The sequence below is a fragment of the Delftia tsuruhatensis genome (assembly GCF_903815225.1).
GTDB classification, from domain to species: Bacteria; Pseudomonadota; Gammaproteobacteria; order Burkholderiales; family Burkholderiaceae_C; genus Comamonas; species Comamonas tsuruhatensis_A.
This window is the reverse complement of the sequence record NZ_LR813084.1, coordinates 3,445,702-3,466,953: the sequence shown is the minus strand read 5'-3', so window position 1 is coordinate 3,466,953 and position 21,252 is coordinate 3,445,702. Positions and strand designations below refer to the sequence as shown.

At 62.2% G+C, this 21,252-nt stretch carries 31 protein-coding genes and 1 tRNA gene; 25 read left to right on the top strand and 7 right to left on the bottom strand.

Features of this window, described 5'->3' with window-relative positions:
• Positions 1 to 490: 490 nt before the first annotated feature.
• Entirely contained in the window at positions 491 to 1,195 is a 705-nt protein-coding gene (locus L1Z78_RS15725) for a S24 family peptidase (protein ID WP_234637331.1), read from the bottom strand.
• Between the two features lie 317 nt (positions 1,196 to 1,512).
• On the opposite strand from L1Z78_RS15725, the gene L1Z78_RS15720 reads away from it, so the two are divergent.
• The 8 genes from L1Z78_RS15720 (at position 1,513) to L1Z78_RS15685 (ending at position 6,391) form a co-directional block, all read left to right on the top strand.
• Positions 1,513 to 1,839 (top strand): hypothetical protein, encoded by a 327-nt coding sequence (locus L1Z78_RS15720; RefSeq protein WP_234637330.1) that lies wholly within the window; start codon positions 1,513 to 1,515, stop codon positions 1,837 to 1,839.
• Positions 1,836 to 2,321 carry a phage regulatory CII family protein gene (locus L1Z78_RS15715; RefSeq protein ID WP_234637329.1) on the top strand — a complete coding sequence of 162 codons (486 nt, stop codon included), beginning with the start codon at positions 1,836 to 1,838 and terminating at the stop codon, positions 2,319 to 2,321. The genes L1Z78_RS15720 and L1Z78_RS15715 overlap by 4 nt, the downstream gene beginning before the upstream one ends.
• 101 nt (positions 2,322 to 2,422) lie before the next feature.
• Positions 2,423 to 2,746, top strand: a complete 324-nt coding sequence (locus L1Z78_RS15710; protein WP_234637328.1) for a hypothetical protein — start codon at positions 2,423 to 2,425, stop codon at positions 2,744 to 2,746.
• A gap of 2 nt (positions 2,747 to 2,748) precedes the next feature.
• Positions 2,749 to 3,606: a hypothetical protein gene (locus tag L1Z78_RS15705; RefSeq protein WP_234637327.1), complete on the top strand. Its 858-nt coding sequence runs from the start codon at positions 2,749 to 2,751 to the stop codon at positions 3,604 to 3,606.
• Positions 3,603 to 5,402 carry a toprim domain-containing protein gene (locus L1Z78_RS15700; protein ID WP_234637326.1) on the top strand — a complete coding sequence of 600 codons (1,800 nt, stop codon included), beginning with the start codon at positions 3,603 to 3,605 and terminating at the stop codon, positions 5,400 to 5,402. The genes L1Z78_RS15705 and L1Z78_RS15700 overlap by 4 nt, the downstream gene beginning before the upstream one ends.
• Positions 5,380 to 5,622 carry a hypothetical protein gene (locus L1Z78_RS15695; protein WP_034369338.1) on the top strand — a complete coding sequence of 81 codons (243 nt, stop codon included), beginning with the start codon at positions 5,380 to 5,382 and terminating at the stop codon, positions 5,620 to 5,622. Before L1Z78_RS15700 ends, L1Z78_RS15695 begins: the two co-directional genes overlap by 23 nt.
• A 27-nt stretch (positions 5,623 to 5,649) precedes the next feature.
• Positions 5,650 to 6,039 carry a hypothetical protein gene (locus L1Z78_RS15690; protein WP_234637325.1) on the top strand — a complete coding sequence of 130 codons (390 nt, stop codon included), beginning with the start codon at positions 5,650 to 5,652 and terminating at the stop codon, positions 6,037 to 6,039.
• A gap of 7 nt (positions 6,040 to 6,046) precedes the next feature.
• Positions 6,047 to 6,391, top strand: coding sequence for a hypothetical protein (locus tag L1Z78_RS15685; RefSeq protein WP_234637324.1), 345 nt, complete (start codon positions 6,047 to 6,049; stop codon positions 6,389 to 6,391).
• A gap of 29 nt (positions 6,392 to 6,420) precedes the next feature.
• On the opposite strand, the gene L1Z78_RS15680 is transcribed toward L1Z78_RS15685, so the two are convergent.
• Together L1Z78_RS15680 and L1Z78_RS15675 are read right to left on the bottom strand one after the other, a co-directional pair.
• A protein-coding gene (locus L1Z78_RS15680) for an IS3 family transposase (protein ID WP_234637323.1) occupies positions 6,421 to 7,523 on the bottom strand; the annotation gives its coding sequence in 2 pieces (ribosomal slippage) (positions 6,421 to 7,265 and positions 7,265 to 7,523; 1,104 coding nt in all).
• Positions 7,524 to 7,860: 337 nt separating this feature from the next.
• Positions 7,861 to 8,052, bottom strand: coding sequence for a DUF1508 domain-containing protein (locus L1Z78_RS15675; RefSeq protein WP_234637322.1), 192 nt, complete (start codon positions 8,050 to 8,052; stop codon positions 7,861 to 7,863).
• A 308-nt stretch (positions 8,053 to 8,360) separates the two neighbouring features.
• Between L1Z78_RS15675 and L1Z78_RS15670 the strand changes: the two genes are divergently transcribed.
• Both L1Z78_RS15670 and L1Z78_RS15665 read left to right on the top strand, forming a co-directional pair.
• Positions 8,361 to 8,573 (top strand): hypothetical protein, encoded by a 213-nt coding sequence (locus L1Z78_RS15670; RefSeq protein ID WP_234637321.1) that lies wholly within the window; start codon positions 8,361 to 8,363, stop codon positions 8,571 to 8,573.
• A gap of 308 nt (positions 8,574 to 8,881) precedes the next feature.
• Positions 8,882 to 8,957, top strand: a tRNA-Met gene (locus tag L1Z78_RS15665).
• 510 nt (positions 8,958 to 9,467) lie between these two features.
• On the opposite strand, the gene L1Z78_RS15660 is transcribed toward L1Z78_RS15665, so the two are convergent.
• A complete protein-coding gene (locus L1Z78_RS15660) occupies positions 9,468 to 10,070 on the bottom strand; it encodes a hypothetical protein (RefSeq protein ID WP_234637320.1) in 603 nt (200 codons plus the stop codon).
• Positions 10,071 to 10,094: 24 nt separating this feature from the next.
• On the opposite strand from L1Z78_RS15660, the gene L1Z78_RS15655 reads away from it, so the two are divergent.
• A complete protein-coding gene (locus L1Z78_RS15655; RefSeq protein WP_234637319.1) occupies positions 10,095 to 10,433 on the top strand; it encodes an HNH endonuclease in 339 nt (112 codons plus the stop codon).
• Here L1Z78_RS15655 and L1Z78_RS15650 read toward each other — a convergent pair.
• Complete coding sequence (locus tag L1Z78_RS15650; RefSeq protein WP_234637318.1) at positions 10,428 to 10,709, bottom strand: hypothetical protein; 282 nt, start codon at positions 10,707 to 10,709, stop codon at positions 10,428 to 10,430. The genes L1Z78_RS15655 and L1Z78_RS15650 overlap by 6 nt on opposite strands.
• Before the next feature lie 237 nt (positions 10,710 to 10,946).
• Positions 10,947 to 11,297 (bottom strand): hypothetical protein, encoded by a 351-nt coding sequence (locus L1Z78_RS15645; RefSeq protein WP_234637317.1) that lies wholly within the window; start codon positions 11,295 to 11,297, stop codon positions 10,947 to 10,949.
• A gap of 36 nt (positions 11,298 to 11,333) precedes the next feature.
• On the opposite strand from L1Z78_RS15645, the gene L1Z78_RS15640 reads away from it, so the two are divergent.
• The 14 genes from L1Z78_RS15640 (at position 11,334) to L1Z78_RS15575 (ending at position 20,565) form a co-directional block, all read left to right on the top strand.
• Positions 11,334 to 11,630, top strand: coding sequence for a hypothetical protein (locus L1Z78_RS15640; protein ID WP_034392891.1), 297 nt, complete (start codon positions 11,334 to 11,336; stop codon positions 11,628 to 11,630).
• Positions 11,631 to 11,640: 10 nt separating this feature from the next.
• A complete protein-coding gene (locus L1Z78_RS15635) occupies positions 11,641 to 13,350 on the top strand; it encodes a terminase large subunit (protein ID WP_234637316.1) in 1,710 nt (569 codons plus the stop codon).
• 11 nt (positions 13,351 to 13,361) lie between these two features.
• A complete protein-coding gene (locus L1Z78_RS15630) occupies positions 13,362 to 14,603 on the top strand; it encodes a phage portal protein (protein ID WP_234637315.1) in 1,242 nt (413 codons plus the stop codon).
• Positions 14,581 to 15,432: a head maturation protease, ClpP-related gene (locus L1Z78_RS15625; protein WP_234637314.1), complete on the top strand. Its 852-nt coding sequence runs from the start codon at positions 14,581 to 14,583 to the stop codon at positions 15,430 to 15,432. The genes L1Z78_RS15630 and L1Z78_RS15625 overlap by 23 nt, the downstream gene beginning before the upstream one ends.
• 2 nt (positions 15,433 to 15,434) lie before the next feature.
• A complete protein-coding gene (locus L1Z78_RS15620) occupies positions 15,435 to 16,613 on the top strand; it encodes a phage major capsid protein (RefSeq protein WP_234637313.1) in 1,179 nt (392 codons plus the stop codon).
• Positions 16,614 to 16,655: 42 nt separating this feature from the next.
• Entirely contained in the window at positions 16,656 to 16,841 is a 186-nt protein-coding gene (locus L1Z78_RS15615) for a hypothetical protein (protein ID WP_034369093.1), read from the top strand.
• Between the two features lie 6 nt (positions 16,842 to 16,847).
• Positions 16,848 to 17,189: a head-tail connector protein gene (locus L1Z78_RS15610; protein WP_234637312.1), complete on the top strand. Its 342-nt coding sequence runs from the start codon at positions 16,848 to 16,850 to the stop codon at positions 17,187 to 17,189.
• Entirely contained in the window at positions 17,186 to 17,527 is a 342-nt protein-coding gene (locus tag L1Z78_RS15605) for a phage head closure protein (protein ID WP_234637311.1), read from the top strand. The genes L1Z78_RS15610 and L1Z78_RS15605 overlap by 4 nt, the downstream gene beginning before the upstream one ends.
• A gap of 11 nt (positions 17,528 to 17,538) precedes the next feature.
• Positions 17,539 to 18,153: an HK97 gp10 family phage protein gene (locus L1Z78_RS15600; protein WP_099750619.1), complete on the top strand. Its 615-nt coding sequence runs from the start codon at positions 17,539 to 17,541 to the stop codon at positions 18,151 to 18,153.
• Positions 18,143 to 18,499 carry a DUF3168 domain-containing protein gene (locus L1Z78_RS15595; protein WP_234637310.1) on the top strand — a complete coding sequence of 119 codons (357 nt, stop codon included), beginning with the start codon at positions 18,143 to 18,145 and terminating at the stop codon, positions 18,497 to 18,499. Before L1Z78_RS15600 ends, L1Z78_RS15595 begins: the two co-directional genes overlap by 11 nt.
• A gap of 97 nt (positions 18,500 to 18,596) precedes the next feature.
• Entirely contained in the window at positions 18,597 to 19,247 is a 651-nt protein-coding gene (locus L1Z78_RS15590) for a phage tail protein (RefSeq protein ID WP_234637309.1), read from the top strand.
• A 95-nt stretch (positions 19,248 to 19,342) separates the two neighbouring features.
• Entirely contained in the window at positions 19,343 to 19,786 is a 444-nt protein-coding gene (locus L1Z78_RS15585) for a phage tail assembly chaperone (RefSeq protein WP_234637308.1), read from the top strand.
• 62 nt (positions 19,787 to 19,848) lie between these two features.
• Positions 19,849 to 20,100, top strand: a complete 252-nt coding sequence (locus L1Z78_RS15580; protein ID WP_050771847.1) for a DUF1799 domain-containing protein — start codon at positions 19,849 to 19,851, stop codon at positions 20,098 to 20,100.
• 36 nt (positions 20,101 to 20,136) lie between these two features.
• The gene (locus tag L1Z78_RS15575; RefSeq protein ID WP_234637307.1) at positions 20,137 to 20,565 is read left to right on the top strand and encodes a hypothetical protein; all 429 of its coding nucleotides are present in this window, start codon (positions 20,137 to 20,139) and stop codon (positions 20,563 to 20,565) included.
• On the opposite strand, the gene L1Z78_RS28175 is transcribed toward L1Z78_RS15575, so the two are convergent.
• Positions 20,521 to 21,147: an ATP-dependent Clp protease proteolytic subunit gene (locus L1Z78_RS28175; protein WP_418921628.1), complete on the bottom strand. Its 627-nt coding sequence runs from the start codon at positions 21,145 to 21,147 to the stop codon at positions 20,521 to 20,523. The genes L1Z78_RS15575 and L1Z78_RS28175 overlap by 45 nt on opposite strands.
• Positions 21,148 to 21,252 lie beyond the last annotated feature (105 nt).

Genomic DNA, 21,252 nt, shown 5'->3' with positions numbered 1-21,252 from the left:
CTCCCTCGCTTCTTCCTCGGGGACAGAGATCATGTGCTTCTATGTGTTGAACTGTCGTCAGACGTTGCTGATGGGCTACGTCTGCTCCTCTTCATAAATCCCCGCCGCCCTACAACCTCGCGGCGTCGGCCTTGCATGGTGGATGCGTCATGGCGGTATGGCGGCTGACACTTGGTGCGGCCCCGTGACCTTTGCTATCGGCGCCCATACGAGGTAGGCGACCCAACTCTTGCCGTCTCGTGTGCAGTAAACAAGGAATTCCCCCTTGTCGCGGCTGCTCGGCCGATACTTGAACTCGCCGCAACCCCTGACCGAGTTTTGCGCAAGAGCCTTGCTGATGGGCAAGTTGAAGTCATCTCTCCAAGGGCCGGGGTAACGCTCCTGCAGCGTCATGTCTGCATGGGCGGCAGCGGCTGCCATCACCCCCGCCACGATAAAAACCCTCTTCATCCCACTCTCCTTGTGTCATAAGCCAGCAACAACCGGTGCCTTACCCCTGATGTAGCGTCCACCAAGCCTTCACGCGGCCCGCGACATTGATGCTATCGGCAGCTGTGCGTAGGTCGATTCGCTCCTCGTCTGGAAACTCTTCTGCGTTATCACTGCGGAGCACCAAGGTTCCTGTCGAGTGAATCAGAGCGCGCTTCAGCAGCAGGCGGTCACACACGTCCAGCACATAGATGCCTGGCACATCGATTGACTTCTGGCCCATGTCCACGAAAACCAGATCGTGGTCACGGATCGTGGGCAACATGCTTTGCCCGATGCCTGTCAGGATCTTGATGCGGTCGTAGTTCGTGCTGCCGACCTTCTGACGCACCCAGCTTTCCAGCACATCAAGGTGCCGGATGATCTGAACGGGCTCGCTCATGCCTCTTCCTGGGCCCATGGAGGGGGTCGGGGAAAGGTGTTGTAGTCGCACGTACCCAGGCGGGATGTCATCGCGATCACTTGTCGGCATGCTGACAGGCGCCGCGGCTTCTGCGGATGACGCGGTGAACCAGCCAGCGTAACCGGGGAGCGCTTCGAGCTTTTCCACGAAATCCTCTTTGATGGGCCGGTGCCGGCTCTTCATCTGACCGATGAAGGAGCCGTTGCTGTAGCCCAGCAGGCGCGCAAGCGCTGTGTCGCTGCCAGCCTTCTTGGAAGCAGCGATCAGCCGCTCAATCCTGAATTCCTGCGTGTCGTTCGTCATGTCTCGAAGATAGCAATTGCGAAAATAGCGTACGCTAACGATTTGCTTGTCTTATCTTTAGCTGATGCTATAGAATGGGGCATGCCCATACCAGCCCTCACGCCACAAGAGGCCCGCGAGCTTGCGGTGCGAGCGGGGACAACGCCCGCCTACCTCTACCAAGTTCTCACTGGACGGAGGGCTGCAAACCCGGCCCTTGCGCGCCGGATCAATGCAGCCGATACAAGGATCCTTTTGTCGGACCTGCGGCCTGGCGACTGGCACGAGATCTGGCCGGAGCTTGTGCCAGTCGCTGCCCAACCCGCCGAGATCTGACCATGCAGCCGCGTCAGGACATCCTCCGCCCGCCGCGCGCTGTAGCCAGCTCGCGCTCCACGCACATCACCACTCGGCTCGCCCTGCAGCGGATGTGCAGCTCCCCCGCTCTCCATGACAGCTCCAGCTGGCTCGTCGTCAACGTCTGCTCCCGCGCGCTTGTCTCGGGGTTCACGTTGGTGCTGACACTGGTCCTGGTGCTGGCGTGGAAGGGCTGGGTGTTGAGGTTCATGGCGGCTCCCTTTGGTGTGGTTTTTGTTTGCATGGCCGCGATGTTCGGCGTTCCCTTCTTCCCCGTCCACGTCCAATTTTTCAGGAGCCGGATATGAGCGCTCTCGATGCGCTGCGCCGCGGCGTAGACAACTTCCCTGGTGGCCGCGCTGTCGTGGCCGTTCGCCTTGGCAAGACCGACGAGGTTCTGCGCAAGGAGCTGTCCGGCGCCTCATCGCACAAGCTCGGCGCGGTCGATGCACTGACCATCACCAGCCTGCTGCGCGAGGCCGGCATGCCCCACTGCTACGACTACGCGGCCTATGTCGCTGGCGAGGCCGGTGGCCGCTTCGATCTTCTGGAAGCCTGCCGCACGGTGGTGGCAAGTCCGGTGGACAAGGTATCCAAGCTGGTGCTGGAGACCTCACACATCACGAGCGCGGTGATCGAGGCCATGCAAGACGGTGTGATTTCGGACAACGAGCTGGCGCAGATCGAGCGCGAGATCGCCGAGGCCGAGGAGGTGCTGCGCAAGCTGCGACAGGCTGCGCGCGCCGTCAACGCCGCAGGTAAGCCGCAGCGCGCGCCGGCCATCCCCTGACCCGTTTTCGCCGACGGCCAGGGTAGCTCCCGTAAAGCAGATCCACCACCTGCCGGCCGTTGGCTTTCTTCTTGTGGTGCTTCCCTCTAAGTGGTGGACACATGCCAACGAAAACTCTCATAGACGAAGCCGCCCTGATCGCGGATCTCAATGCTCATTTCCCCGGCGCCAAGGCTCAGTTCCTGCGCAGCTGGTCGAGCAATCCGACCCAGATTGGCGCTGTGGTCTCCGGCGAGGCTGAGATCGAACCCGGCTATTGCATAGGCCCGTCCATCTACCTGGATGACGAAGCCTATGACGGCTACATCCACAGGGGGTTTGAGGCCTGGTGCGTGGCTCGTGGCTGGTATGTGGAGATCTACGAGCACGGCACGCTCTGGGTTGTGCAATTGCCCCTGGACAGCGCACTGGAGGCGAAGGAGTAGGCATGGCTGGCGAATGGATCAAATTCGATAACAGCCTGCCGGAGAAGCCGGAGACGCTGGCTATCACGGCGAAGATGGGTTGGGACGACCCGGATTTGACCGTGGGCAAGCTGATGCGCCTGTTTCGCTGGTTCGATCAGCACACCACTGACGGTAACGCTGATGGCGTTACGCCAACGCTGTTGGATCGTGTGCTCGGCGTTACTGGCTTCACTGAATGTGTTGCAACGGTTGGCTGGATCGTGGTCACGGAAGACGGTATCTCGCTGGCCAATTTCGACAAGCACAACGGTGCGACGGCAAAAAGCCGTGCCCAGGGTGCCAAAAGGGCGGCAACTCACCGAAGTAACGCTTCTAGTAACGGCGAAAGTAACGCTGATGGCGTTACGAGGCCGTCACCTAGAGAAGAGAAGAGAAGAGAATATAAAGACAATACCCCCCAACCCCCCACCGGGGGGCGGCAGCGTCGGAGCGATGCTGCCGACGAGCCGGATGGCTTCGGCGAGTTCTGGTCGGCATACCCCCGCAAGGTCGGCAAGGATGCGGCTCGCAAGGCCTTTGCCAAGCGCAAGCCCGATGCCGATCTGCTGGCGAAGATGCTGGCGGCCGTTGCGGTGCAGGCCAAGTCCACCCAGTGGCAGCGAGACGGTGGCCAGTACATCCCTCACCCTTCGACGTGGCTCAACGAGGGTCGATGGAACGACGGGGAGGGCGCGGCGCAGGGTGGTGACAGCGAGAGCCGGCCGCAATGGGCTCTGCAGGCCGGGTTCGAGAACCGCTGGGAGGCCGAGAACGAGCGGTGCTACGCCCACAACGCCCACCTCTTCCGCGACGGCCGCCGCATGGAGGTGCCTGAGTGAACGCCGCCGAACTCAGCCAGCGCATGGCCTCTGACGCTGCGGCGATTGCGCAGTACCTGCTGCCCAACGGCAAACGCAAGGCCGGCGAGTGGGTGGCTGGCAGCGTGAATGGCGAAGAGGGCCAGTCCCTGTCCGTCCGCCTGACCGGCGCCAAGGCCGGCGTGTGGAAGGACTTCGCGTCAGGAGACGCGGGCGATTTGCTGGACCTGTGGGCCGCCTGCCGCAGCCAGTCCATCGGCGAAGCCATCCGCGAGGCGAAGCAGTACCTGGGCATCCGCGACGTGATGCCCGAGCGCGAGAAGAAGACCTTCAAGCGCCCGGCAAAGCCGCAGTGCCAGCCCGCCAAGGCCGGCGTGAAGGAGTGGCTCAATGGCCGTGGCATCACCGACGAGACCATCGCTGCCTTCCGGGTGGCCGAGCAGATCCGCGGTGGCAAGACCTACGCCGTGTTTCCGTACCTGCGCAACGGCGAGCTGGTCAACGTGAAGTACCGCAACATCGCGGAGAAGCGCGACATGCGGCAGGAGAGCGGGGCAGAGCCTTGCCTCTTCGGTTGGCACCTGATCGACCCGAAGGCCCGCACCGTGGCGATCACTGAAGGCGAGATCGATGCGATGACGTTGCATCAGGTCGGCATTCCGGCCCTGTCGGTCAATGCTGGCGCTGGCAATCACCAGTGGCTGGAGAACGACTGGGAGCGCCTGGATTGCTTCAGCGAGATCCTGATCTTTTTCGACAGCGACGAGGCCGGCAAGGCCGGGGCGCAGGAGATCGTTCGCCGCCTGGGCCTGGAGCGCTGCAAGCTGGTCACGCTGCCCGAGAAGGACGCGAACGAGTTCCTGCAGAAGGGCGCCTGTGGAGAGGACTTCTGGCACGCCACCAAGGAAGCCAAGACCCTGGACCCCGAGGAGATGCGCCAGGCCAGCGACTTCATCAACCGCGTGAAGTCCATGTTCTATCCGGCCCACGATGACGAGGGCGACCCGGTGCTGCGCCTGGACAAGGATCTGGACTGGTTCGAGTTCCGCTCCGGCGAGGTCACCGTCTGGACCGGCTACAACGGCCACGGAAAGAGCTTGATGCTGTCTCAGGTGCTGCTGGGGCTGATGCAGCAGGGCGATCGCGTGATGGTGTTCTCCGGCGAGATGACACCCGAACGCCAGCTCAAGCGCACCGTCAAGCAGGCCGCGGGCCTGGACCGCCCAAGCATGCCCTACATCGACGCCATCGGAGCCTGGCTGCACGACAAGCAATGGTTCTTCAACGTGGTGGGCAGCGCAGGCATCGACCGTCTCCTGGCCGTGTTCCTGTACGGCTCCAAGCGTTACGGCATGCGTCACTTCGTGATCGACAGCTTGATGATGACGGACGTGCCCGAAGACGGCCCAGGGAGCATGACCGCCCAGAAGGAAGCCGTCCGCAAGATCTGCGACTTCGCGCGCCGCAATGGCGTGCATGTCCACCTGGTCGCCCACCCGCGCAAGGGTGCTGACGAGTCCAAAGGGCCTGGAAAGCTGGACGTTGCCGGGTCTTCCAAGATCACCGACGGCGCCGACAACGTGTTCACGGTCTGGAGCGCGCGCAAGGACGAGAACGACGCCGGCCACGACCCCGACAAGCCCGACGCCAAGCTGGAGCTGCAGAAGCAACGCAACGGCGACGTGCAGCACTACAGCCAGTACCTCTGGTTCAACAAGGCCGCCCAGCAGTTCGCCACGAACAACCGGCGCCGCGCCATCAGCTATGTCCCTTTCTCAACCCAGGAGCCAAAAGATGAATTCGCTGACCAATCCTGAGCGCGCCATCACCAGTCTTGAGAACTGCCATGTGCTCCTGTGGAGCCAGAGCCAGTGCGCGATGCATATCGAACCAGTCAGCAGCATGCTGACCCATAACCGCCGAGCCTATGTCGAGGACCGACGCATGGACTACGTGCCAATCGCCTTCGGCACCCGAGATCTGTGCAGCGCACTGGCGGAAAAGGTTCGGCAGACCCTCAACAAGCGCCGCGGCTGACCCGTCTCTCACTGACCCAAGGAAAGAATGAGCAGGACCTACATCGACTTCAACGCCGTGCCCGAGGAGCACAGGCACATTGACGCGCGTCTGGCGAACTGGGGCCGCTGGTGCCATGGCGCCGTGGCCCGGGATATCTCGCCGATGTTCCGCATGGTCTCGCCCGAGCCCATGGACCGCGCCCAGGCCCGCGAGGCCAGGCAGCGACAGCAGCTGCAGATCGACCACTTGGACGCGGCCCGCATCCATGCCGCCGTGATCCATCTTCCGCTGCAACACAGGAGCGCACTGAACTGGATCTATGTAAAACCCTGGATGGCTCCCAAACGTGTTTGCCAAATCATTGGCACCAGCTTGGTCGAACTCGGCCGGCTTTTGACAGACAGCCGCCAGATGCTTCTGGCGAGAAAGGTTTAGAACCGAAATGCAATATCAAGACGGACGTGCTTCTGCGGATGAGCAACTTGTCAATGAACACATGCTTGGACAGTGCATGCACCCCAACTTCAAGGTGGTTCGAAGCCCCAGCCTGCTGTACGCCGAATGCCGCGACTGCAATGCGTGGCGGCACTTGGACGGAAGGCCGAGTCGCGAGCAGGCGCATCAGGAGTTGCTCGCCCAGCAGATCAGACCTGCACACAACCCAACCAACGGTCTTCAGGTTGAGCGGTTGATGGGCCGCGCGGGCTGGGAGGTGCTTTCTGTCTGCCGTGATGGAGCCTGGCGCTGCACGGTAAAGCGTGAGGGCTTGATCTTCGAGTCGGGCTGACCTGCTCGGTTTAGTCGAGACAGTTTTTCCTAGAAGACGGCGGGTTGCGGTTCTTTGCGGAGTTCGAGTTTGAACTCTGCCGGGGTCAAGTATTGCAGGCTGCTGTGGGGACGTACCTCGTTGTAGTGATTGCGCCAGGCTTCGATCAGGGCAGCGGCTTCGCGGCGCGAACGGAACCACTCGATGGACAGACACTCGTCGCGGAACTTGCCGTTGAAGCTTTCGTCGGTGCCGTTCTGCCAGGGCTTGCCGGGATCGTTGAGCACGGTGGCAATGCCCGAGGCTGAGATCCACTCCAGGATCGCCTGGCTGACGAACTCGGGGCCATTGTCCGAGCGCATGAACAGCGGCGCCCCGTGCAGGCTGACCAGCCGCGAAAGCACCTCGATCACGCGCTTGGAACGGATGGCCCCAGCCACGTCGATGGCCAGGCACTCCCGGGTGTATTCGTCCACCACGGTCAGGCACTTGATCTGCTGACCGCTGGCCGTGGTGTCGAAGACGAAGTCATAGGCCCAGACCATGTTGGCCTTGAACGGCGTGTGGATGCGCGGGCGCAGCGATGCGATGCGCTTGCGCGGCCGTTTCCGGGGCACCAGCAGGCCCGCCTGACGCCACAGCCTGTGCGTGCGAGACCAACTCAGCTCGAAGCCCTTGCGACGCAGGAATACGCGAATGCGGCGATAGCCGTAGCGCGGATACATGGCCGACAGTTCCTTCATCGCCGCAAGCACCGGCGCATCCTTGGCGGGCAAGCGCAACTCGTAACTGGGCGTGGCGCGTGACATGCCGATGAGCCCGCAGGCGCGGCGCAGACTCAAGCCACGTGCGCGCACGAAGGCCAGTTGCTCGCGCCGAGCCAACGGGCTCACCATTTTTTTGCGTTGATCTCCTTGAGAATCTCGAGGTCCAGATCTCGCTCGGCAAGAAGCTTCTTCAGCCGGCTGTTCTCAAGCTCCAGGGCCTTCAGACGCTTGACGTCGGCCGCTTCCATCTGGCCGAAGTGTTTGCGCCAGGCATAGATGGTGGCTTCGCTGACCTTGTGCTTCTTGGCGGCCTCGGCCACCGTCGTTCGATCTGCTTCGCGCAGGATCGTGACCATTTGCTCTTCTGAAAATCGACTCTTCTTCATCGGCTCCTCTCCGGGCGGGAGCCATCTTCCTAGAAATCAATGTCTCGGAGAAACCGGGCAGGTCAGGGCGACCACTCGACACCAGCGGCGGCAGCGGTGCAAGTTGCCGCACTGCTCATAAAAAAAGGGTTGTACAAGGCCTGATTTTCAGGTATCGTTCGCCCTATCGATTGAGCGAAGACGCATAGGAATCGTGGCATCCCTGGACGGAGGTGGCAGTGCGTCGATAGCTCAAGTTGAGACTTCCCCAGGGTGCCGATGCGCCCAAAGAAAAAGCCCACTAGGTTCGCCAGCGGGCTTTTTGTTTTGCGTTAAATCTAACGGTATTCGCAGCGACTTATTCTGAGTAGAACACCTTGGCTGCTGACGATCCCTTCATCAAATTGATCGAGTGTTCGCAATCCGATCGGGCAACATAGCTTTCGCTGCTCCTAGAGATTGCCTTTCCATTGACAGCGTAGTAGATCCAGTACCACTGTCCTTGATTGTCTTTTTTCTGCCAATAGCAGGGGTAAGTAACTTCAGCCATTCCTTCTCCTTGTTGAAAGGACTTATGTGACCACTGGTGGCTGAACGTGTCAATACGATTTCTTCTAATTGTCTTTTATTGAAGAATAGACATTGGCCTTGATTGCTCACGCAGTCGGGGCTTTCCTGTTTCATCCCCTGATCCAGCCGGGGCCGTCCCTGAGTGGCTTGATGGGGCGGGCGTTCCACCGCAAGCGCAGCGGAGCTGGATAGTTCGCGAACGGCACTTCCCCAGCGGCGTTGTGCCGTAAGTCCGATGGGGGAATTGGTGGACTTCACGGGTGGCTCAACCGATGGTAGGCTCATCCCATGAACAAGCTCCATCAATTTCTGGAATCCGCCCAGCCTGGAAGTCTGTTGTCGCTGGGCGCCGATGACCTTGGGATAGCAGGTGCCGCGTTTCATGCATTGGTCAAAGGCTGGGAGCGGGATGGTGGTGATGGGTTCCACGTCCACAAGACTCATCAAGAGAGTCAGACTGGGAACCGATGGATAGACTTCGTTGTCATCCAGAAGAACTGACCAATTCGGCGAGGGCTGTTGCATGAGTACCGATAGCATTCGCTATGAGGCCCGCTGCCAAGCATGTGGAAGGCTTGGCGAGTACATCGATGGCTCCGATGATTGGGGAAGAACTTGGGAACGATGGATAGGGTTCCAGGAACTGCCCGAGGATGACTACCACGTGGCTCGACAACGAACCGGGCTTGTTCGCCCTGTGTGCGAATGTGGGAGCTCGAACATCATCCGAGGTGAGCGTTTGAAAAGCTCCCAGTAAAAGATCAACGCAACGCATTTGTAGAGCTACCGCGAGGTGGCTTTTTTGTTTCCGCACCGTAGAGCAGTTGACAGCTCGCCGGGCTCATAACCCGGAGGTCGGCCGTTCGATTCGGCCCGGTGCATCCAGTTCGACGGAAAGCAGAAAGCTGATCTGCAGGCGGCCCGAAAAGGGACTTCGACAAGCCTGCTCAGGGGCACGCGCCCCGATAGTGCGCCGGGTAGCGCCGGCATCCGTCACCAGTTCGCCGCCACCAGGTGCACCCGGCAAAGCATGCATAGCGCATGGGGTGCAAGGCCTGCGTGGCGGCACCTATCAAGGAGATCTGCATGGGTCATCGGCCACGCATCAGCGCGCTGCCACTGCGGATTCAGAAGGCCGACTCCCGCAAGCTGCAGCAGGCCCCGCGCCTTGGAGCCATGGGCCGATCCCGTGGCCGCGCCAGGCAGGAGGCCCGGCTGAGGATCCGGCTGCGAGACGGTCCGCGCTGCGCCTGCTGTGGCGAGCTGATCGACATCACGCCAAGCATGCCCCGGCCCTTCGAGTTGGATCACATCGTCCCGCTGTGGCAGGGCGTTGAGGGCGCCTCGGGGCAACCAGCCAAGCCTGTGGGGCAGCTACGACAGTGAACACATGTCTTATCTACTAAGTCCGAAGCTGGGGAACCGGATGCGCTCTGGCTGAGGAGGCTGTGGCAATGGCTGCTTCATGCGATCTTGGAAATCTCGCCAAGCTTGCTCATCTTGCTGCCGCTGGGCGCCTTCTTTGGCAACTTCGACAGCGTCTTGCCGCTTGCGCTGGGCATTAGATGAGTCGCGATATTGGGTGTATTCGTAACTTGCAATCAAACCAAGGGCCGCCCAAATGAACTGTACTGCCTGGCTTTTCGCAATAGGCGCCAAGTTGGTAAGCCAGGGCGCGTGCTCTTTGACGCGATCAAATGTGCGTTCAGAGCTCTCGCCAGCTGCAACAGAGTCCTTGATTGTCTTCGCAATTTTGGACAGTGCTTCAATTGTGGACGACGGGCCGCTTAGTAGCCTCACTGTTTCATCTAAGAAGCTATAGGTTCCATCAAGAACCTTGGCGATGGAGCCGCAACGAGGGCAGTCAACTACACAATTGTCAATTGATATTTGACTGCCACCGCCACCAAAAATCATGGTGACGGGAAATATAAGACCGCAACTATCGCACTGACCAGGTGGGTGCATGCTGTGTTCCATGGGTTGGTTGTAGTGCATTCTATGTGTTGTCGGAAGGCTCTGATGATGGTCCTCAAGATACTTAAAAACGCGTTGCCAGTGCTCGACACCCGCCGCGTGCAGACGATGCAGGCCGGCAACTGGCGCACCAGTGGCCAGACCAGCAGCCAGCGGGGCTACGGCTACCGCTGGCAGAAGGCACGAGTGACGTTCCTGAAGGCGCAGCCCTTGTGCATCCGCTGCCAGGCTGAGGGCAGGGTTGAGGCGGCCACGGTGGTTGACCATCGGATACCCCATCGAGGCGATCAGACACTGTTCTGGGATACCAGCAACTGGGATCCGCTGTGCGCCACCCATCACAGTCGAGACAAGCAACGCGAGGAGGCTTGCCGAGTCTTATAGACCCGCGATCTCGCGGACCTCTGCCAATGTGAACTCTTGGCCTTCGTCATCGAAGTCCTGATAGATGTGCTCACCCGTCGTGAGCAGCTCGTCCAGCTTCGCGACTTCTTGATCTTGCAGCTCGTAGATAACGATGAATGCTTCTGCCGGATCCTGGTCATCCGCGCCGAACTCCTTGGCTTCCTCGTGAAGCGCTTTGATTGCAGAAGCGGGATCAGCGGCTTCGCCCATCCACTGTAGGAAACCCGGGCCTGTGTCGAAGATTGCGTATTGCATCGGTGTTCCTTCTGGTCGGTGTTGATGATAGATGGCTCTGGACAGGCGTAGGGCGGGCATACCGTCGCACGTCAGCCGACTGGCATTTGCCCTGTACAGGGCTTCTATGCGCGTGCCAGGGCCATCGGCAATGTGATGGGACGGGGGGGCTATGCAAAGTTCCCAGGCTTTCGGCCTCTAGACCGCCCTGTTCCGCACGCGCAAGAAATTTCCCCCTATTCAAATAATTCAAATGGGTCATTTCCGCCGCTTGGACATGAGGTATTTAACAAGGGCTGCTCCACCTGTGACGATGGTGCTTAAGGGTTCGTCCCGGCAGTACTTGTCCATCCATGCTGCAACCGTGGCTCCCGAGGGCAGATCGAGTTCTTCTCCTCGTGGCGTTGCCGTTACATAGCCAGAGACGTAGCCCCAAAGCCATAGCTTCATCACCTGTTCATCTTGTGAACCTGTTTGTCTTCGGGACTCGATCCAGTTCCCGCATTGATAGTGCTTTTCGCTAGGAATCACGATCTGCCCTGCGTAGCCACTGGCCGATGCCGACAGCAGGAGGAGGGGAATCATGCGCCGGATGGTTGTATGAAGCATTTGGGTCTGATCGCATTTAGTTGGGAGGAATGTTAAATGAGCGGAGTCAAAGGGCGCAGCGGCGGCGCGCGTCCGGGCGCCGGCCGCCCACCGAAAGAGCCCGCATACCTGAACCTGAGCGTTACCTACGACGAGCCCGCCAAGTTCCTAAAGGCGGTGATGAACGACAGCGGCACCGAAGCCAAGCTGCGGATTGACGCCGCGAAAGCGCTGCTGTCGGCCGAAGTCCGCCGCGGCGAGAACGGGGGCAAGAAGGCCGCCCGCGCTGGCGCTGCAGCCACCCGGGCGAAGAGCGGGAAGTACGCATCGGCCGCGCCGCCGAACCTGCAGTAGGAGGTGCCGGATGCCTGAATGGTCTACCGCATGCGTTGATTGGGCTGAGCGGATCCGGGAGGGTCGCTCGATCATTCCGCCGCCGATCTTTCCTGAGGAGGCCGAGGCGGGTCTGGCCGTGATGCGGGATCTGCGCATCGTGGACGCCCCGGGCAGCCCGCGCATGGCTGACGCCTGCGGACAGTGGATCTTTGACCTGGCCGCAACCATCTTCGGTGCTTACGACGCCAATAGCGGCCGCAGGCTCATCAAGGAATGGTTCGTGATGCTGCCGAAGAAGAACTTCAAGTCCGGGTTGGCTGCCTCCATCATGCTCACCTGCTTGGTGCGCAATTGGCGCCGGTCGGCCGAGTTCACCATCCTGGCGCCAACAAAGGAAGTGGCTGACAACAGCTTCACTCCCGCCAAAGACATGGTGCAGTACCTGGAGGAGAGCGAAGACGAGGACGAGGAGCCCTACAGCGAGTTGGCGGAACTGATCCATGTGCAGGACACCCAGCGGATCCTGACCCATCGCAGCATGGGCGCGAAGCTGAAGGTGATCGCGGCGGACACGAATACCGTTTCCGGCAAGAAGTCTGCCGTGCTGCTGGTGGAGGAGCTTTGGCTGTTCGGAAAGATCGCCAAGGCAAAGGACATGCTGCGAGAGGCTGGCGGCGGGTTGGCTGCGCGTCCCGAAGGTTTCATCCTTTACATCACCACCCAGAGCGACGAGGAACCTGCGGGCGTTTTCAAGGAGAAGCTGGAGTACGCGAGGGGTGTGCGCGACGGCACCATCATTGATCCCGAGTTCCTGCCCATACTGTTCGAGCACCCGCCAGAGCTGGTGAAGAACGAGGGCTGCATGCTCCTGGAGAACCTGGCCATGGTGAACCCCAATCTGGGGTACTCGGTGGACCGGCCATTCTTGGAGCGCGAGTTTCGCAAGGCGCAGCAGGAGGGCAAGGAGTCGCTCAGAGGCATGCTGGCCAAGTACGGCAACGTTGAGGTCGGCTTGAAGCACCGTTCCAACAGCTGGGCTGGCGCAGAGTTTTGGGAGCTTCGTGGGAACCGCCGCATTTCGCTCGAATACATCCTGCGCGAGTGCGAGGTCGTTGTGGTCGGGATCGACGGTGGCGGGCTGGATGACTTGCTGGGCCTAGCTGTTGAGGGGCGATACCGAGGCGTGACTCGCTGTGCGCTCTGGAACAAGGCTTGGATCCACCCCATTGGCATCGAAAGGCGTAAGTCGGAGGAGCCGAGATACCGAGACTTCGAGCGCGACGGCGACCTGGTCGTGGTGGAGCGCCCGGGGCAGGATCTGGAGGAGCTTGCGGCGGTCTGCAAGGAGATCTACGACGCCGGCCTGCTGGCGCGAATCGGTCTGGACCCTGAGCGAACGCACAAGGTTGTGTACCAGGCGCTCATTGATGCCGGGATACCGGAGGAAATGATCATCGGCATCTCGCAGGGTTGGAAGCTCACCGGCGCCATGGCTGTCGCGGAGCGGGGCCTGGAGGATGGGAGTCTTACCCACGCCGCACAGCCTCTCATGGCCTGGTGTGTTGGCAATGCGAAGGTGGTGCCCTCGGGCAACGCCTCTCTGATCACGAAGCAGGCCAGCGGCACAGGGAAGATCGATCCGCTGATGGCCTCCCTGAACGCCGTCACGCTCATGGCGACCAACCCGCAGGCCAAGGGGCCATCCGTCTACGAGACGCGCGGCATGCGCTTTCTATAGGGCACGACCACATGAAGATATTCGACAAGCTGTTCCGGCGGGATGGGCCGGAGGCTCAGTCGCGCCCGCGAGCCAGTTCGGAAGGAATTGCCTTCCAGGGGCTGGACGACCCGGCGCTGCTGGAGTTCATCCGCAAGGGCCAGATGGGCGCATCGAACCGGATGCTGCGCAACACCTCGGCGTTGCGCTGTCTGTCGCTGATCGGCAATGGCCTGGGCATGCTGCCCACCAGCCTTTACCGGGCCGGCGACGACAAGGAGGTTGCCAAGGATCACCCGGCGCACAAGCTGCTGCGCTACAAGCCGAACCCCTGGCAGACGCCGATGGAGTTCAAGAGCCAGATGCAGCTGCTGCTGGAGACCGAGGGCAACGCATACGCGCGCATCATCCGCGCCGCTGGCCGCCCGATCCACCTGATTCCCTTCGAGAAAGGGAAGGTGGACGCCAAACTGGGCAGCAACTGGCGCATGCAGTACCGCTGCACAACTGAAAACGGCGGTCAGATCACGCTGGACCAGGAGGAGATCCTGCATGTGCGCGAGCTGTCGTTCGACGGTGTGCTGGGCCTGTCCAAGCGGCAACTGTCCACCGAGGTCTTCGAGCTGGCCGAGCAGGCGCAGCGCGCGGCCGGCAACATCTTCAAGACTGGCGTGATGGCTGGGGGCGCGATCGAGACGCCGAATGCTCTCTCAGACCAGGCGTACAACCGCATGCGGGCTTCCCTGGACCAGGGGCTCAGCGGCTCCGAGAACGTCAACAAATGGATGATCGCGGAGGAGGGGGCCAAGGCCAATCCCTTCACCTCGACGGCCAAGGACGGCCAGCAGCTGGAAAGCCGCAACCACCAGATCGAGGAGGTGGCCCGTCTGTACGGCGTGCCCCGCCCGCTGCTGATGATGGATGATACCAGTTGGGGCTCCGGCATCGAGCAGCTGGCCATCTTCTTCGTGCAGTTCACGATGACGCCGCGTTTCACGGCCTGGGAGCAGGCCCTGGAGCGCTCGCTGCTGACGGATGCGGAGAGGGGGCACTACTACTTCAAGTTCAACGAGCGCGCGCTGCTGCGCGGCACGCTCAAGGACCAGGCGGACTACTTCGCCAAGGCGCTGGGCGCCGGTGGCCACCAGCCATGGCACACGGCCAATGAGGTCCGCGACCTCGCTGAGTACCCGGCAGACCCGAACCCGAAGTTCAACACCCTGGGCGATCCCTCAGGGAAGAAAGCAAGCAATGAGCCTCAAGCAACTACCTGAGCTGCAGGCCTACGGCCGCGAGCGAATCCAATCGTTCGTATCGCCGAATGCCTTGGCTCGCTGGTCGCCCGCCATCCAGGCAGCTGCCGGCGATTCGCCCGACAACGTGGTGAGCATCCTCGACGTGATTGGGGAGGACTGGTGGACCGGCGATGGCGTCACCGCCAAGCGCGTAGCCGGCGCCCTTCGGGCCATCGGTGATCGCGATGTGACAGTCAACCTGAACAGCCCAGGCGGCGACATGTTTGAAGGCGTTGCGATCTACAACCAACTGCGCGAGCACCGTGGGCGCGTGACCATCAACATCCTGGGCTTGGCCGCAAGCGCCGCCTCCGTGATCGCGATGGCGGGCGACGAGATCCGCATCGGCCGCCCATCGTTCCTGATGATCCACAACTGCTGGTGCTTGGCTGCAGGCAACCGGCACGACTTCGCCGAGCTGAGCGAACAGATGGCGCCTTTCGATGCCGCCATGGCGGATGTCTACCAGGCCCGCACCGGCGTAGAGCTCAAGCGCATCCAGACCTTGATGGACAAGGAAAGCTGGATTGGCGGCTCTGCCGCAGTCGCGGAGGGTTGGGCGGACGCCCTGCTGGAAGACGCCGCCATCAAGGATGACGGAAGCGGCACCCAAGCCGTCGCCGTTCGCCGCATCGAAGCAGCACTGCGATCCAGCGGCATGCCGCGCAGCGAGGCGCAACGACTGCTCTCCGATTTCAAGTCCGGCCTGAGCGATTCGGCTGGAAAACCTGGCGGCCTGAGTGATTCGGCTCCGCATCCCGTCGCAGCTTCCGCGCTGCAGAACCTCATCCACGCCATGAAAGGCTGAACATGACCGACGTCAACAAGACCATCGAAGACCTGGGTAAGGCTTTTGAAGCCTTCAAGGCAACTCACACCCAGGAGCTCAACGCCCTCAAGCAGAGCCAGGGAACCGGCGACTTCCAGGCCAAGATCGAGAAGATCAATGCCGACATCGACCGCCATCAGCGCGAGATCGAGGACGCCCATACCAAGCTGGCCGCTGCGCAGCAGGGTGTGCCCAACGCAGGCCCGGCCGACAAGGAATACAGCGCCGCCTTCCGCGCGCACTTCGCACGCGGCGAGGTGCAGGCCTCGCTGAACAAGGGCTCGTCCACCGAAGGAGGCTACCTGGCGCCGATCGAGTGGGATCGCACCATCACGGACCGCCTGATCCAGGTCTCGCCCATCCGTGGCATCGCCTCGGTGCAGTCCATCTCCACGGCCGGCTACAGCAAGCTGTTCAACAACCGTGGCACGACCTCCGGCTGGGTGGGCGAAACCACGGCGCGGCCGCAGACCAACACGCCGACGTTCAGCCCCATGACCTACAAGCCGGGCGAGCTGTACGCCAATCCGGCGGCCACCCAGCAGATGCTGGACGATGCCGAGGTCAACCTGGAGCAGTGGCTGGCTGGCGAGGTCGAAACCGAGTTCGCGTATCAGGAGGGCATCGCCTTCCTGACCGGCACTGGCGCGAACGACCGCCCGAACGGCTTGCTGACCTATGTCACGGGTGGCGCCAACGCTGCGGCCCATCCCTGGGGTGACATCAAGACGGTGGCCTCGGGCGCCGTGGGCGCCATCACCTCCGACGCCATCGTGGACCTGATCTACGAGCTACCCGAGGAGTACACGGCCAATGCGCGCTTCCTGATGAACCGCACGACCCAGGGTGTGATCCGCAAGCTCAAGGACGGCCAGGGCAACTACCTGTGGCAACCCAGCTACGTGGCAGGCCAGCCCGCCACCATCGCCGGCTACCCGGTGACGACCGTGGCCGGCATGCCCAACGTGGCCGCCAACGCCATCTCGGCCATGTTCGGCGACTTCAAGCGCGGCTACCAGATCGTGGACCGCACCGGCGTGCGCGTGCTGCGTGACCCCTTCACGAACAAGCCGTTCGTGCAGTTCTACACGACCAAGCGCGTGGGCGGCGGTCTGCTGAACCCCGATGTGCTGAAGGCCCTGAAGGTGGCTGCAGCCTGATGACCAGGGCGGGCTCCGGCCCGCCCATCACCTGGAGAAAACATGAAAGCCACCAAGCAATTCAAGGCCGTCCCGGACGGCGAGTTCCACCCCGTGACCTACGAGGTTGGCGACGAGGTGCCGCCCGAACTGGAGGCGACCGCACGCTACTTCGAGGCCCTCGAAGAAGACGACTCGGCCGCCAACAAGCAGGCAGGTCGCGGCAAGGCTGGCGCTGCCAAGGGGTAAGCAGGCATGCCCATCTTGACCATCGAGACGGCCATCGACCACTGTCGGGCTGACCCGGAGGACGCCGTGATGGTCGAGCTGTACCTCGGTGCTGCCATCGACGCCGCCCAGGAGTACCTGGGCCGAAAGGTGTACGCCGACCAGGCCGAGCTTGACGCTGCGGTGGCTGCGGGCGAGGCTGGTGAGCTGCCCATGGTGGCCACCTACTCGGTGAAAGCGGCGATGCTGCTGATCTGCGGTCACCTCTTCGCTAACCGCGAGGATGTGGTGGTGGGCGCGCAGTCCTTCGCCATGCCCAACGGCTCGCGCGATCTGCTGCGGCCTCATCGAAAGGTGCAAGGCCTATGACCACGTTCCGCGCCGGCACCCTTCGAGACCGCATCCACATCCAGCGCAAGACAGGCGGCAAAGACGGCTGGGGCACGCCCGAGCCTGAGGCCTGGGAGAACATCTCCCCAGGCCGCATCGCTGCCAACGTGCAGCACAAGTCTGGCCTGGGCACTATCAAGGCGGACGCTGAGGTGTCCATCGTGCGCGCGAGCATCCGCATCAGGCGCCGCACTGGCTTGGACGCCGGTATGCGCGTGCTGTTCGACTCGTCCATCTACAGCATCGAGGCAGTGCTCCCGGGGCCGACCCGGGAATACATGGACCTCGTGTGCAAGCTCATCCAGGGCAAGCCCTGAAGGAGGATTGAATGGCAAGGCGCACCCTATCCAATCCGGGGCGTGATGGCCGTCGCAAGGTGCTGACCGGTGGCAACTCGTTCGGCATGGAGCTCGACCTGAGCGCCGTGGACGACATGCTCAGCGCGTTGGAGTCCGGCGTGGAGGCGGCAATCCGGCCCATGGCTCAGGCCGGCGCGCAGGTGATCTACGAGCGCGTCAAGCTCAACGTCCAGGGCCTGGGGCGCGTGACGGGAAACCTTGACCGCTCCATCTACCAGTACTTCAGCGACGAGAAGTCGGAGGACGGGAAAAGGGCGGAGTACCACATCAGCTGGAACCACAAGAAGGCGCCCCATGGGCATCTGGTGGAGTTCGGCTACCTGCAACGCTACCGCTACTACCAGACCAACGACGGCCAGGTGCGGCCCATGGTCAGGCCCGGCATGGACGGCCAGCCGCCCCCGCCCCGCCGCGCGAGCCAGGCCCAGAAGGACGCCTACTACGTGACTCTTCCGAGTCCGAAGCAGGTTCCCGGCAAGGCCTTTGTGCGCAGCGCGGCCAGCTCGCTCCCAGAGGCGCAGAAGGCCGCTCAAGCCGAGCTGTGGCGCCGGTTGTTTGAACAGGGAGGCTACGGTGGCGCTTGAATCTGACCTCATGGCCGTGCTGCTGGTCGTGTGCCCGCGCGTCGTCGTGGGCACTGCGCCCTACGGCACGACCATGCCCTATGTGACCTGGCAGCACATCGGCGGCGATCCGCTGGAGTGGCTGGACAACACGGTGGCCGACAAGCGCAACGTGCAGATCCAGATCAACACCTGGGACAGCACTCCGCTCAAGGCCTTTTCGCTGATGCAGACCATCGAGGCCGCCCTGCGTGCCGCGATGCCTCAGCTGATCGCGCGCCCAGTGTCCGAGCCCATCGGGGCCTACGGCGACGGCGACGAGACGCCGGGCTACCTGCAGACCTACACCATCTGGGGCGCCCGATAGGGTCCCGACCAGTTCCGCCGCCTGGCGGTTTTCTTGCCCGCTCGGGCGCAACCTCATACCCGCTTCGGCGGGTTTTTTCATTTCCGAAAGGCCCACCATGGCATATAGCGTTCCGGACGGCTCGAAGCTGTTCATTTCCACCGAATACGACGCAGTGATCCCGATCACCGCCATCAGCAACGCAACAGCAGCGGTTGCCACGGCAGCGGGCCACGGCATGGCCAATGGCAAGGAGTTCATCCTGACCGCAGGCTGGGACGACGCGAACAACCGCGTGTACCGCGTCGCAAACACGGCCGCGGGCACCTTCGAGATCGAAGGACTGGACACCTCCAATACAGCCCGTTTTACCTCGGGCGGCGGCGTCCCCGCATCGGCCCTGCCCGTGAAGAAGTGGCAGGAAATCCAGCAGGTGCTGAATCCGTCCACCTCGGGCGGCGAAGCGCAGTTCGCCGACGTGGCCCCCCTGGCCAGCATGAACACGTTCCAGATCCCGACTGGGTTCTCGGCTACCAGCATCACCATCCCCATCGGCGATGACCCCAGCCTGCCGGGCTACAAGGCGACCAAGAAGGCCTCCGAGGACCGTCTGCTGGTCGCTCTGAAGGTGCTCAAGCCCAACGGCAACGTGAACTACTTCTACGGCTACATCGCCCTGAACGAGATCCCCTCGCTCACCAAGGGCCAGGTGGACACCGTGACCGCCGCCATGGCCCCGCAGGGCCGCACCACCCGCTACGCCGTCTGATCGGCCGCCAGTTGCACCGGCCCGGCTGTTTCGTCTCTCAGCAGAGGCGGGCAGTCGGGCGCGGGCATTTCTCATCCATCTGCTGAAAGAAAACCATGACCGCACCTGCAAAGAAGGCCGACAAGGCCGCTCCGTTCATCCTGGGCAAGCGCCCCGAGACCATCTCAGGCACTATCGAATTCCCTCTGCCGGATGGCACCAGCGCGAAGCTGGAGTGCAAGTTCAAGTACCGCACCCGCAAGGAATTCGGCGTCCTGTGGGACGAAATCGCGGGCGCCACGCTGGCGCTGGCCACGGCCCAGCAGGACACGGCCAAGAAGGAAGGCGAAGAAGCCAAGTTCAGCTTCGCTGGCATGTTCGAGCGTGGCGATGCCGTGAACGCAGACAACGCGCTCAAGTACCTGGCCGCCTGGAACGAGGAGTTCCCCGCCCTGAGCAAGAACACGCTGATCGAGCTGTTCGACCAGGCCCCGGCCGCGCCCGCCGCGCTGTGGGACGGCTACCGCCAGCTCTGCACCACGGGCCGCCTGGGAAACTGAGGGCCATAGCTGCTGCCATCTACCGCAAACCCCCGACAGCCGAGCAGCTCGGCTTTTGGGGCATGACGTACCGGGACTGGGAGGCAGAGCAGCAGCCCGTCGAGATATGGCCCGAGAACTTCCCGGCCTACAAGCTGTGGTGCAAGGTCGGCAGCCAGTGGCGCTACACCATGAGCGGCCCGGCCTCGCTCGACTACATCCCGCTGCAGCACGAACTGGACCGCATGGGCCTCAGCGAAGAGGACTACGACGCGCTGTTCAGCGACATCCGCGTCATGGAGTCTGAGGCCCTGGCGGCCATGCGCGAAGAGTAAAGCCGCCGAGGCGGCCTTTGAATTTCCGGAGGAACTATGAGCTCCCATGAAAACGCAGCAGCCGCCAATGCACACGCGGCAGCAGCGTCTGCCAAGCAGGCGGCCACCTCTGCGCGCCTGGCCGAGATCGATGCCAAGTACGCCCGGAGCGGCGACCTCGCCGGCTTCCTGCGCGAGGTTGGCGCGGCCGGGCTCACGCTGGCGGACCTGGCCGACTGGCTGGCCGCAGCCGGCGCGGCAGACATCCCGAAGTTCGCCGTGGGCGACATGCTCGCCAAGGAGCACCCCGGGGAAGCCATCGTGCCGACCCTGTTCAACCCTTGGCCCGAGGCGCTGGCCCTGGGCCGCGAGATTGTGCGCCTCAACACCCAGATCGCCTGCCTGCTCGCGCGCTGGGATGGAAACGGACTATTGCCCGTATCAGCGACTCGCTGGGATGGCAGCAGCCCCGGGGAGCGCGCATGAATTCATCAGTTCCGATAGTGTTTTGGGGGCGGGTGGTGTGTATCCCTGAGGTGGCTTCTGATCTGGGATTGCCACATGCGCTACCGGCTCCGACCGATGAAAGCTGATGTCCTGTATATGCGTGGCGATCCGCAGCCGTAGTGCATCTTCTGCGGTCAGATAGGTGGATGCCGTGCTCCCGAAGTGTCTGCTTATCAGCGATTCGTCCCATTCTGACACCGTGCGAAATGGTGCGCAGATAAGCGATGTGCTGTCAGTAATTTGACCAATGTTCGGTCCTTCTGAGTAGCTCGCAGCGTGGAGTGAAAAAGAGTTAACGACTGCCGAAATACGGTCTATGCCAGCCATGAACATGGTCGCGGCAACAGAACTGCAGACGCCAAATGCATAAGTTCGTACAGGGACTGGCTGCATTCTCATGAAGTTATACGCACCGACGCCGGACGTGACGTCGCCGCCGCTGCTGCAAATGCAGACGGTGACTCCTGTTGCGCTGTGCTGGATTGCTTGAGTGATCAGGCACTCCAGGTTTCGGATCCCTTGCGGAGTAACCTCTCCGTGGTACACCAAATTGTGGTTCATTCGCCCTCCTGACGATGGGTTGTGTGGAAGCTCCCATCGTATGCCAGGAGGGCAACTGCACTGCCAGGGGCTGGGCTGGCGCTGCCTGCGAGGGGTGTTTGATAC